A 12,178-nucleotide genomic window follows, 5' to 3' on the forward strand; every position below is an offset into this window, starting at 1 on the left:
ACACGCACCTTCTGGTGCTGGTCGCGCACCACCTGGTGCTGGACCTGTGGTCGTTCCTGGTGATGCTCGACGAACTGCACACCTGCTACCTCGCGGAGATCAACGGCACCCCGGCGGCGCTCACCCCGGCGGGCCACCCGCAGGCCACCGCGCTGGCCGCCGCCGAAGAGTACGCCAACTCTCCGGCGTACCCACGAGACCTCGCGTACTGGCGCGAGACGCTGGCTGGCGCACCGGCGGGCCTCGCCCTGCCCACCGACCGACCGCACCCGCGCCAACGTGACTTCCACGGCGCCACCGCCGCGTTCCGACTGCCGCCGGAACTGGCCAACGAGGTGCGTGCGCTGGCGAAGCAGCGCGACTGCACGCTGTTCACCGTGCTCCTCGCCGCATACCGGGCGCTGCTGCACCGCTGCACCGGCCAGCCGGACCTGGTGCTGGGCACACTGCTGGCCGGCCGGGACTCCGCCGAACTCGCCGGCGCCGTCGGCTACTTCGTCAATCCGGTACCGCTCCGCTCCCGCTGCCCTCGTGGAACCCCCTTCGCGACCCTGCTCACGGACACCGCGACGCTGCTGCGCGAGGCGCTCGCCCACGGCAGGTACCCCTTCCGCAGTCTGGTCACCGACCTCGCCCCGGCCAGGGACGCCGGACGGGCGACGCTGGTGCAGAGCCAGTTCGTCCTTCAGCAGGAGTACGGCGAACCGCGGGACGGCACCTTCGCCCTGGCCCAGGAGGCCGCCGGGCGCGCGGCGTTCGGCGCGGCGACCGCCTCCGTGGTCGAGGTGCCCCGCCGCTGGTCGCAACTCGACCTCAGCCTCAGCACGGCGCTGGTGGGTGGCGAGCTGATCGGCCGCTGGGAGTACCGGACCGGACTGTTCGACGCGGACACGGTGGCCGCGCTGTCGGAGCACCTCATCGGGGTGCTGAGCGCCGCCGTGGCGGCGCCCGAACGCCCGGTGGACGACATCCCGTTGAGCGAGGACCTCACGGGGGCCGCCGGGACCGGACCGGCGCGGCGCCGGCCTGACCCCGGCGGCCTGCACCACCTGGTGGCCGCCGCCGCGGCCGCCCGTCCGGACGCCACCGCCGTCCTCGCACCCGCGGAGGACGGCACCACCGCGCAGCTGAGCTACGCGGCGCTGCACCGGGCGGCGACCACGGTCGCGGCCGGGCTGCGGGCGGCGGGCGCGGCTCCCGGTGAACCCGTCGCCGTACTGCACCGGCGGGGCCGTCAGCTGCCGATCGGCTACCTCGCCGTGCTGAACGCCGGGTGCGCCGTACTGCCGTTGGATCCTGCGGACCCACCGCCCCGACATGCCGCGCTGCTGGCCGACAGCGGCGCCAGGTTCCTGCTGTCCGAGGATTCCCTGCGGGACCGCGCCGCGGCCCTGCCCGCCCGGGTGCTGCTCACCACGGAGCTGCTGGCCGCACGGCCGGACCGCCGGTATGCGGCGCGCGTGCACCCTGAGCAGCCCGCCTACCTGCTCTACACCTCGGGTTCCACCGGTACGCCGAAGGGGGTGCTCGTACCACACCGTGGCATCGTCAACCGACTGGCGTGGATGCAGGAGGAGTACCAACTTGGTTGCGGAGAGCGGGTGTTGCACAAGACGTCTGTGGGTTTTGACGTCTCGTGGTGGGAGCTGTGCTGGCCGCTGATCGCCGGCGGCACCTTGGTGCTCGCCGCGCCCGGCGCTCACCGGGACCCGCTGGAACTGGTGCGGCTCATCGAACGGACTCGGATCACCACCGTCCATTTCGTGCCGAGCATGTTCGCCCCGTTCCTGTCCGAGGCGGCGCGCACCGCCACCGAGCGCTCGCCGCTGCGCCGGGTGCTGTGCAGCGGCGAGGTACTGCCGGCCACCGCCAGAGACCGGTTCTTCGAGCTGTTCGACGCGCAGCTGCACAACCTCTACGGCCCCACCGAGACGTCGGTCGACGTCACGTCCTGGCAGTGCGCACCGTCCGACGCGGGATCGGTCCCGATCGGACGAGCGATCAGCAACACCACGGTCCGGGTGCTCGACGACCAGCTCCGACCGGTGCCGGTGACGGTACCCGGCGAGCTGTTCATCGGCGGTGACGGGCTGGCCACGTGCTACCTCCGACGGCCGGAGCAGACCGCGGCGGCGTTCCTCCCCGCTCCACGCGGGGGCCCGGGGCGCCGGATCTACCGCACCGGTGACCGCGCCCGGCGCCGGGCCGACGGGGCGCTCGTCTTCCTCGGTCGGACCGACCAGCAGGTGAAGATCGCCGGGAACCGCGTCGAGCTCGGCGAGGTCGCCGAACTGCTGCGGGCGCTGCCCGGCGTGACCGACGCCGTTGCCCTCGTGCGCGACGGCAGGCTGACCGGCTACGTCACCGGACCGGACGCCTCGCCCCCCGCCGTACTACGCGACCGGCTGCGCCGTTCGGTGCCCGGCTACCTGGTGCCGACGGATCTCGTGGCGGTCGAGGCGTTGCCGGTCACGGCGAGTGGCAAGCTGGACCGGCGGACGCTGCCCGCACCGGAGAGGGACGCCGACGGGGACCGGTCGGCCGCCCCGGCGCCCACCCCGGAACTCACCCCGACCGAACGGGCCTTGACGGTCCTGTGGGAAGAACACCTCGGCAGGACGGGGATCGACGTCCACACGGACTTCTTCTCCCTCGGCGGTGACTCGATCCTGGCGATCCGCATCGTCGCCTCGGCGCGGGAGGCGGGATGCGGCTTCACCGTCACCGAGCTGCTGGCCCACCCCAGCGTGGCGGAGCTGGCGGCGTATCTCGACTCCCGGCGGGAGGCTCCCCAGCGGGGGGCCGAGGGGGCGGTGCCGCCGTTCGGTCTGTGCCCGGCACTGGCCGAGCGGCCCGGACTGGTCGACGCCTACCCCGTCTCGATGGCCCAACGGGCCCTGTTGGTCCACCGCAGCGACGACCCCGGCTACGAGGTGTACGTGACCAGCGTCGCGGTGGCGGCCACCATCGACCCGGCCGCGCTGGAACAGGCCGTGGCCCACGTCCTGGCCCAACACCCCTACCTGCGCTCCCGCTTCGACCTGGCCAGCCGTGCCGAGCCGATGCAGCTCGTGCCGGAGAGCGTCCCACGGCCGCCCCTTGAGGTGCTCGACCAGCGCTCCGATCCCGCCCGAGAGAAGGGTTTCGCGGCGTGGATGCTGGCCGAGCGCAAGCGGCACTTCGACATCGACCAGGGGCCACTGGTGCGGTTCACCGTGCATGACCACGGCACCGACTTCCGACTGACCGTCAGCAGCTTCGCCCTCGACGGCTGGTGCACCGCGCTGGTGCTCACCGAGCTGCTCGCCGCGTACCGTGCCACGCTCCATGGCCGACCGCCCGCCTCGGCCGCACTCCGCACCGGGTACGCGGACTTCGTCGCACTGGAACGCGCTGCCCTCCGCTCGCCCGAGCACCGCGCCTTCTGGGCGGCGGAACTGCACGGCGCCGAACCCTGCACGCTCCCCCGGGGAATACGCCGACGGCCGCCGGCGCAGGGGCCGGTGTACCAGCAGCGCACCGTCGTGGAGATCGACGACGCGGTGCGGGACGGGCTCGTCGGGCTCGCCGCCGAACTCGGGGTCGGACTCAAGCACGTCCTGCTCGGCGTGCACCTGCGGATCGTCCGACTGCTGACCGGCCGCACCGACCTGGTCACCGGCCTGGAGACCAACGGCAGGCCCGAACGCCCGGACGGCGACCGAGTGGTGGGCGTGTTCAACAACATCGTGCCGCTGCGCGTCGCACTGCCGGCCGGGGCGAGCTGGGCGCAACTGGCGCTCCTGGCCTACGCGGCCGAGACGAGGGTCTCGCCCTACCGGCGCTACCCACTGGTCGCGTTGAACCGGGAGTTCGGCGCGAGCCGACTCTTCGACACGCTGTTCGTCTTCACCCACTTCCACCTCTACGGCCAACTGTCCGCCCTCGACGACCTCGTGGTGTCCGACCTCCGGGCGCCCGACCAGACGTACGTACCGCTGACCGCCCACTTCAACGTCGACGCGGAGTCCGGTCGACTCCGCTTGCTGCTGGAAGCCGACCCGGCGGGCAGCGCCGCCGAGCGGGCGGCGGAGATCGCGGACTGGTTCCGTTCCGCCCTGTCGGCCGCCGCGCGGACGCCGCACCGTTCCGCGGCCCGGTGTGGCGTGCCGGCCGCCGCGTCCCCGGCCGAACTCCCGACCCCGCCGGCGACCTCGGTGCTCGCCCTGATCGAGGACGCGGTGCGCCGGGGCGCTGACCGGATCGCGCTGATCGAAGGCGGGCGGCAGGTCAGCTACCGCTCCCTGTGGCAGCGGGCCGGCCGGCTCGCCGGGGCGCTACAGGCACGCTCGGCCGGGCCGGAGGCCGTCGTCGGACTGTGGGCGGATCGCAGCATCGACAGCATCGTCGGCCTGTTGGCCGTCCTCCGCGCCGGAGCGGCCTATCTGCCCGTCGATCCCGAAACCCCACCGCGCCAGGTGCCCGCACTACTCGCCGAGGCGGGCGCGGCGCTCATGGTGCTGCCATCCGCAACGGCCGCCCCCACCGGCGTCGACCCGCAAGCGCTGCTGCGCACCGACGCCGTCGACCGCGCGGCGCCGGCCCGGCTGCGCCGCCCCGACCCGCGCCCGGAACACCTGGTCTGCGTGCTGGCCACCTCGGGCTCCACCGGACCACCGAAGCTGGTCGGCGTCCCGCACCAGGGCCTGGCCAACTACCTGCGCTGGTGCCTGCCCGTGTACGGGATCACCGGGCGCACCTTCTCGCCGGTGCACTCCTCACTCGCCTTCGACCTGAGCGTGACCGCCCTGCTCGCGCCGCTGGTGGCCGGGGGCACGGCACACCTGGTGCCCGGCTCGGACCCCACCCGGTTGGGCGCGGCCCTGGCCATCGGACACCACACCCTCCTGAAGGTCACCCCCTCCCATCTGTCCGCGCTCACGGCGCAACTGGCCGCACAGCGGTGCACGCTCGCCGCCATCACCACGGTGGTCGGCGGCGAGCAGTTGGACTCCGCGCAGATCGCCGCGTGGCGTGAAGTCGCCCCGGACGCGGTGGTGTTCAACGAGTACGGGCCGACCGAGACCGTCGTCGGCTGCTGCGTCCAGCGGGTGGCCGACACCGGTGCCGGACCGGTGCCGATCGGCGGCCCGATCGCGGGCAGTTCGGCCGTGGTACTGGTGGACGGAGTGCCGGCCCCGACCGGTGCGCCGGGGGAGCTGGCAGTCGGCGGCTTCGGCGTCACCAGGGGCTATCTCGGCCGGCCCGCGGACACCGCCGCGGCCTTCGTCCCGGACCCGGAGCGCCGCGGGGCACGCCGTTACCGCACCGGTGACGTGGTGCACCGGATGGTCGACGGCGCGTTGCTGTTCCACGGGCGCACCGACCGGCAGGTCAAGATCCGCGGTTTCCGGGTGGAGCTCGGCGAGATCGAGCAGGCGCTCGCCGCGCACCCGGCCGTCGCCCGGGCCGCGGTGCTGCTGCGCACGACGCCGGCCGGCGGTGCGCGCCTGGTGGCCTACTGGTCTCCGGTCCAACGGCCGGGCCACCACGAACGGCTGCCCGATGTCCGGCAGTTGCGCGGCTGGCTCGCCTCCCGGTTGCCCGGCCGCCTGGTCCCCGTCGAGATCCAGTGGCGTGCCGAGCTGCCGCTGACCCCGAACGGCAAGATCGACTACGTGGCGCTGCCCGAGCCGCGCGACCGGCGCGACCGACTCGTCGCACGGCTGGAGTCACTGACCGAGCAGGAGGCGGCCCTGCTGCTGCGGACGGCGGGTCGCCCGCCGGGCGCGCCGGAGGAAGCCGGAGGAAGCGATGTCCGAAACTGACCCGCGCGTGGCGCGGTTGTCCGCGACCAAACGGGAGTTGCTGGCCCGATGGTTGGCCGAGGACGCCCACGACAGCGAGGACCCCGCGCGATCGCCCGAGCCCCGGACCGAGACCGAGCGGGCCATCGCCGGGATCTGGCAGGAGGTACTGGAGCTGGACCGGGTCGGGGTCGACGACGACTACTTCGCCCTGGGCGGGGACTCGGTGCACGCCATCGTGATCGTGGCCAAGCTGGAGCTGGCCGGGCTGCGGATCACCGCCCAGGACCTGTTCGACCTGTCGACCGTACGGGCTGTCGCGCAGCGGGCGGTGCGGGAGGAGCCCGCGGTCGCCCGGCCGCGGCCGCCCGCCCCCGACGCGTACCCGCTCAGCCCGATGCAGGAAGGCATCCTGTACCACTCGGTCGGCGGCAGCAGCCCGGGCGCCTATCTGGTGCAGGTCTGCTGCCTGCTGACCGGACCCCTCGACCTGGCCGCGTTCCGCGCGGCCTGGCAGGCGGTGGTGGCCGCGCGCCCGGCGCTGCGGGTCTCCTTCGATTGGCGCGACCGGACGCAGCCCCGCCAAGTGGTCGCCCCCGAAGCCGGGTTGACCATCGATCACCAAGACTGGCGAGACCGCGACGAGGCGGACCGGGCCGCCGCGCTGACCGAGTTCCTCGACCGGGACCGCGCGCGCGGCTTCGACCTCGGCAGCGCGCCGCTGCTCCGGCTGACCCTGCTGCGCGAGTCCGACACCACGCACCGCTGCGTGTGGACCCACCACCACCTGATCCTCGACGGCTGGTCCCAACAACTCGTCCTCGCCGACTTCCTCGACTGCTATCGGGACCTCACGGCGGGCGAACGACCCCGACTACCCGAGCGGCCGGCCATGTCCGACTACGTGGACTGGACCCGGGGCCGGGACCGCGCCGCCGACGAGGCGTTCTGGGCCGAACAGCTCGCCGGGATGGCGACCGCGACCCGGATCGCGGGGCCGGGCTGCGTCCACGGCCACGTGGTCGCCGCACGCCGCGGCGAGGTCACGCTGACCGCGCCGCGCGCCCTCGCCGCCGAGCTCGACGCGTTCTGCCGACGCAACGGGCTCACCCCGAGCACCGTGCTCTACGGTGGCTGGGCGTTGCTGCTCGCCGCGTTGTGCGCGCGCACGGACGTGGTCTTCGGCGTCACCGTGTCCGGCCGTCCGCCCGGCCTGCCTGGTGCGACCGAGCTGGTCGGCCTGCTCATCAACACGGTGCCGCTCCGGGTGGACTGCGCGCCGGACGGCGCGGTCCTGCCCTGGCTGCGAGCGTTGCAGCACCGTCTGGCCGGGATGCGGGAGCACGGCCACGTCCCGCTGAGCCGCATCACCCGTGGCATCGGGCTGAGTTGGGGCGCCAGCCTGTTCGACACGATCGTGGTGGTCGAGAACTTCCCCACTGCCGCGGGCCGGAGCGCCGCGGGCGGGCTGCGCGTCGGGGAGGTGCGCACCGTGGTCGACGAGGGCTATCCGCTGGTGCTGGAAATCGTGCCTGGTGAAGAGCTGCGGCTGCTCGCCCGGCACGATCCGGCCCGGCTTCCCGCATCCCACGTGCGGGCCATGCTCGGCGCGTTGACGGCGTGCCTCGCCGCGTGCGTCGCCGACCCGGCCCAGCCGGTGTCCCGTCCGCGCATGGTGGCCACCCGGCAGCACAGGCAGCACCTCGAACGGGAACGCCGGGCCGACCGGGACAGAGCGGGTCGCGACCTGAGAGCGGCACGACGCCGAGCGATCGATGAGGAGCGAGCGTGACACTGGTCGTGGTGACCGGAGCCGGTGGCTTCGTAGGAGCGCACCTGGTCCACGCGCTGAAGACCCGCCAACCATCGGTGCGGGTACGTGGGGTGGACGTGCGGGCGCCCGAGTACGGGCCCAGTGGGGCCGACGAGTTCGTGCTCGCCGATCTGCGTGAGCCCGAGCAGTGCGCGGCGGCGGTAGCCGGCGCGGACCAGGTGTTCGCGCTGGCCGCCAACATGGGCGGCATCGGGTGGACGCACGCGGCCCCGGCCGAGATCCTGCGGGACAACCTGCTGATCTCGGTCAACACCGTCGAGGCGTGCCGCAAGGCGGCGGTCGGCACCGTCGTCTACGCGTCCTCCGCCTGCGTCTATCCCAACTCCCTCCAGCGCAGGCCCGACAGCGCCCCCCTGCGGGAGAGCCCGGTGTTCCCCGCCGACCCGGACATGGAGTACGGCTGGGAGAAACTCACCACCGAGATCCTGTGCGACACCTTCCGCCGGACCCACGCCATGGACATCAAGGTCGCTCGGCTGCACGCCATCTACGGTCCGCTGGGCGCCTATTCCGGGCTGCGGGCCAAATCCCTGTCCATGCTGTGCGGCAAGGTGGCCGCCGTGCCGGGCGGCTCCGGCGAGATCGAGGTGTGGGGAGACGGCACCCAGACCAGGTCCTACTGCTACGTCGACGACTGCGTCACGGGCCTGCTCCGGCTCGCACGGTCCACCGTCGACCGACCGGTGAACATCGGCTCCGAGGAGCGGATCAGCATCGCGGAACTGGTCGGCCGGATCTCCGCCGTCGCGGGAAAGGAGATCGTTCCGCGCTACCGGCCCGACAAGCCCGTCGGACCGCTGGGCCGGGTCTCAGACAACACACTGTGCCGGCAACTCCTCGGCTGGCAGCCTTCCACCCCCCTCGACTTCGGGCTGCGCCGCACCTACCGGTGGATCGAGGAGCAGGTCACCGCCGTACGCACCGGAGAGGAGGCCCACCGGTGACCGGGAACCGGAAGGCGCTCGACGCCGCCCACGACCTCGGCAGGCTGCTCCTGGGCCACCACGGTCGCTACCGTGACGGGACACTCCAGGACCTCGTCACCGACCTGCTGCGGGATCAACGCCACCAGCGTGGCTGGATCGTCGACGCCGTCAACAGCAGCCTCCTGGTCCGACAGAAGCTGGCCTACGCGCTGCGGCTGGAACCACGACGGCTGTGGACCAAGGCGGCGTTCCCGCTGCGCGCGGCGGCGGCCACCGCAACACCGCGCCCGCTCTCCCTGCTCTGCCCGACCAGGAACCGCCTGGACAACCTCCACACCTTCCTGCGCAGCGTCCAGCGGACCGCCGCGGCACCCGGACGCATCGAGGTGCTCTGCTACGTCGACGAGGACGATCCCGCGTTGCCCCGGTACCGCGCGCTGTTCGACCGGGCGCGCTGGCGCTACGGCGCGATCGGCCGGTGTGCCCTGCACGTCGGGCCTCCGATCGGGGTCGCGGCCGCCTGGAACCAACTGGCCGAACAGGCCGACGGTGACTTCCTGTTGATGGCCAACGACGACCAGCTCTACGTGGACTACGGCTGGGACGTCGCGCTGGACCGGCGGGCCGGGGAACTGGCCGAACTGCACGGGGACGACGTGCTGTGCCTGTATTTCGATGCGGCGCAGTACCCGGAGGGCGGCTGTGACTTCCCGATCGTCAGCAGGTCCTGGTACGACACCCTCGGCTATTTCGTGCCGACGATCTTCCAGCAGTGGGAGGTCGAGAAGTGGGTCTTCGACCTCGCCCAACGGCTGGGCCGGCTCTACCCGGTGCCCGGCGTCTTCGTCGAGCACCGGCACTACCAGGACTACAAGGCCCCGTTCGACGACACCTACCAGCGGCACCGCATGACCAGGGGCAAGTCGATCTCCGACCATGCCCTGTTCCTGCGCACCGAGCACCGGCGGGTGGCGGAGGTGGACAAGCTCGCCGCCCGCATTGCGCGTGGCGGGCGCGGCGACCGGCGCGCCGCGGAGCTGTCCGAACCGTTGGCAGGCCGGGCCCGGCGGCACTACCGGGGGCTCATCGACGAGTTGCACGCCGGTGGACGGCCCGGTGCCGCGGCCGACTGCGCCGAGCTCGCGGTCCGCCAGGGCCTGTGGGCCTCCGCACTGCACCGCCCCGCGGAGTTTCACCGGGAGCTGCCGGTGCGCGCGGACTACGACCCGGGCGACTTCTGGTTCACCGGCCACCTCGCGGTCCAACACGAGGCCATCGTCCGGGAGTTGCGCACCGCGCCGGACGGTGACCGGCTGGGTCCGGACGGCGGCCAGAAGCCCGGGGCTGCGCGCACCGAGCTGTACCGCGACGGCGCCTGGACCCCGTCCGCCGAGGCGCTGCCGGTCCTGCGCGGCGTCCTGGAGAAGATCCCCGAGGCGCTGCTGTTCCCCGGGGCGACCGTCGATCTGCTGCTCGACCGTCCCCCGACCCGCGAACCGGCGTGCTGCGGACCGAGCAACGCGTACCTGCGGGTCGAGTTCGGCCTGACCGTCGCGGCCGGCAGCGGCATCAGAATCGGGGAGCAGACCAGGACCTGGCCGAACGGCGGCTGCCTGATCTTCGACGACGGCCTCGAACGGGAGCGCTGGCACCGGGGGACCGGCCCGCATGCCGTGCTCGCCTTCCGCGTTCCGCATCCGGACCGGTGAGCGGTATGTGCGGCATCATCGGGATCTTCACTCGCGAGGCGGGACTGTCGGCGGAATCGGTGGCCGCGGCGATGGCGGTGCTGCGTCCGCGGGGCCCCGACGGCTCCGGCGTCTGGTGCTCGCCGGACGGGCGGGCGGTGCTGGGACACACCCGGCTCGCCGTGGTCGACCCGGACGGAAGCGCCCAGCCGCTCGGCGACGAGCCGAGCCGGACCCGGCTCGTTGCGAACGGCGAGTTCTACGACTACCGACGCATCCGCACCGAGCTGGCCGAGACCGGACACCCCTGCCGCACCCGGGGCGACAGTGAGATCGCACTACGGCTCTACCTCAGGGACGGCCACCGGGCCCTGAGGAAACTGCGCGGCGAGTTCGCCTTCGCACTGTGGGACGGCCGCCGGAAGGAGCTGTTCGCGGCGCGCGACCGGTTCGGTGTCAAGCCGCTCTACTACGCCGAACAAGGCGGCAGGCTCTACCTGGCCTCCGAGATCAAGGCCCTCCTCGCCTGCGGCCTCGCGGCCCGTTGGGACCTGGCGGCCTACGCCGCCCATCTCCAGATGGCCCTTCCGCCGGACCGGACGCTGTTCGACGGCATCCGGCAAGTGCCGCCCGGCTGCTACCTGTTGGCCGGCGGGGGCGGGGTCACCGTCCACCGGTACTGGGACCTCGACTACCCGACGACCGCAGAGCTGACCGCGGTCGAGCACGAGTCGTCGACCGCGTTGAGCGGGCATCTGGCGCGGGTGCGGTCCGGGTTGGACGAGGCCGTGCGGCTGCGGACGATCGCCGACGTCCCGCTGGCCTGCCACCTCAGCGGGGGTGTCGACTCCTCGGCGATGGTCGCCAGCGCCGCCGACCACCGCGAGGTCACCACGTTCACCGTCGCCTTCGCCGACACCGCGCTCGACGAGAGCCCGGTCGCGGCACGGACCGCCGCCCGGCTCGGTGTGCCCAACCACCGGATCGAGCTCACCCCGGCGGACTTCGCCGAGAACCTGGTCGCCACGATCCGGGCCGGCGAAATGGTGCAGGAGAACGCGCACGGCGTCGCCAGATACCTGCACAGCGCGGCGATCAGCGCCAGCGGCTTCAAGGCCGCGCTGGCGGGCGAGGGCGGGGACGAACTGTTCGCCGGGTACCCGCAGTTCCAACAGGACCTCGCGTTGAGCCGATCCCCGAAGGCCAGGGACCGGGCCCGGACCGGGTACCGCAAGCTGGCCGCGTTCGGCGCGCCGCCGCACCTGCGCAGTGTCCTCGACCGGCTCGGCTTCCTGCCGAGCTGGCTCACCCAACGACACTTCGCCGTGCTGGCACCCTCACGGTCCCTGCTCCGCCCGGAGTTCGCCGAGGTGCTGGCCGGAACCGACGCCTGCACGCCCCTGCTGGACCAGTCCCGGCACCAACTGGACGGACGCGCCCCACTGCACCAGTCGCTGTACCTGTTCGCCAAGAGCTGGCTGCCCAACTACATCCTGGGTGCCGAACGGCTGGACGCCGCGCACGGAGTCGAGGTCAGGCTGCCGTTCTTCGACCACCACCTGTTCGCCACCGCCCGGACCGCACCGCTGTCCTGGTACACCCGCGCGGGCACCACCAAGTACGTGTTGCGCGCCGCGGTCCACGACCGGTTGCCGGGGGAAGTGCGCGCGGGCGACAAACGCGGCTTCTTCGCCCCGCCGCTCGTCCGCGACGACGGGTTGCTGGCGGTGGTGCGGGAGATGTGCGCGGGGCCGGCCCTGCGGGACAACCCCGTCTACCACCCGGCGGCGGTGCGCCGGCTGCTGGACGAACTCCTGGCCCGCCCGGCCGACCAACGGGCCGGCAGCGAACGGCTGGTGCAGCTGGTGGTGGCGACGAGTGTGCTCACCGCCGAATTCGGCATGACCGTCGGCGGGGTGACCGGATGACGAAGGGGGAACGGCC

5 protein-coding genes (1 of these 5 running past the window's edge) are annotated in these 12,178 nt (G+C 73.0%); all 5 read left to right on the plus strand.

All coding sequences use genetic code 11. The annotated features are described in order from the left end of the window. Tightly spaced (at most 5 nt apart), the 5 genes in view from ACIQU6_RS04555 to asnB form a layout consistent with a single transcriptional unit that may run on beyond the window. Positions 1-5,807: the 3' portion of an amino acid adenylation domain-containing protein gene (locus tag ACIQU6_RS04555; RefSeq protein ID WP_403480145.1), read on the plus strand. 2,392 nt of this gene lie to the left of the window's left edge; the window shows 5,807 of its 8,199 coding nt (coding positions 2,393-8,199); its start codon lies off the left edge, out of view; it ends in the stop codon at positions 5,805-5,807. Then, positions 5,794-7,578: a condensation domain-containing protein gene (locus tag ACIQU6_RS04560; RefSeq protein ID WP_403480146.1), complete on the plus strand. Its 1,785-nt coding sequence runs from the start codon at positions 5,794-5,796 to the stop codon at positions 7,576-7,578. Before ACIQU6_RS04555 ends, ACIQU6_RS04560 begins: the two co-directional genes overlap by 14 nt. Next, positions 7,575-8,564, plus strand: coding sequence for an NAD-dependent epimerase/dehydratase family protein (locus ACIQU6_RS04565; RefSeq protein ID WP_403480147.1), 990 nt, complete (start codon positions 7,575-7,577; stop codon positions 8,562-8,564). The genes ACIQU6_RS04560 and ACIQU6_RS04565 overlap by 4 nt, the downstream gene beginning before the upstream one ends. After that, positions 8,561-10,255, plus strand: coding sequence for an aspartyl/asparaginyl beta-hydroxylase domain-containing protein (locus tag ACIQU6_RS04570; protein ID WP_403480148.1), 1,695 nt, complete (start codon positions 8,561-8,563; stop codon positions 10,253-10,255). Before ACIQU6_RS04565 ends, ACIQU6_RS04570 begins: the two co-directional genes overlap by 4 nt. A 5-nt stretch (positions 10,256-10,260) precedes the next feature. Beyond that, positions 10,261-12,162, plus strand: coding sequence for an asparagine synthase (glutamine-hydrolyzing) (gene asnB / locus ACIQU6_RS04575; protein WP_403480149.1), 1,902 nt, complete (start codon positions 10,261-10,263; stop codon positions 12,160-12,162). Positions 12,163-12,178: the final 16 nt, after the last annotated feature.

The sequence above is a fragment of the Streptomyces sp. NPDC090442 genome, assembly GCF_044769405.1.
Taxonomy (GTDB): domain Bacteria; phylum Actinomycetota; class Actinomycetes; order Streptomycetales; family Streptomycetaceae; genus Streptomyces.

Excerpts from the sequence above, each read along its gene's own strand:
- ACIQU6_RS04560 (WP_403480146.1), top strand. The coding sequence starts at position 5,794 with ATGTCCGAAACTGACCCGCGCGTGGCGCGGTTGTCCGCGACCAAACGG.
- asnB (WP_403480149.1), top strand. The coding sequence starts at position 10,261 with ATGTGCGGCATCATCGGGATCTTCACTCGCGAGGCGGGACTGTCGGCG.